Origin of the sequence: Chryseobacterium sp. CH25 (assembly GCF_004119455.1) — a bacterium.
Taxonomy (GTDB): Bacteria; Bacteroidota; Bacteroidia; order Flavobacteriales; family Weeksellaceae; genus Chryseobacterium.
Map to the genome: position 1 here is coordinate 1 of NZ_NRQT01000220.1, position 207 is coordinate 207.

Annotated in this window: 1 protein-coding gene; it reads left to right on the top strand. The window is 41.1% G+C overall.

Annotated elements, in window-relative coordinates; genetic code table 11:
* On the top strand, positions 1 to 207 hold a 207-nt coding region (locus BOQ64_RS23420; RefSeq protein WP_164975894.1), incomplete at both ends, for a hypothetical protein.

Below are 207 nucleotides of genomic sequence, written 5' to 3' on the forward strand. Positions count from 1 at the left end.
CCTTATGCAGAATATCTGAAGATGGTAGGTGTAGAAGTCACAACAGGAAACTCCTCCTATCATTCTGGCTTATTAAAGATCCCTAATCAGACGGTTATCCAGCCTACACCTTATGCAGAATATCTGAAGATGGTAGGTGTAGAAGTCACAACAGGAAACTCCTCCTATCATTCTGGCTTATTAAAGATCCCTAATCAGACGGTTATC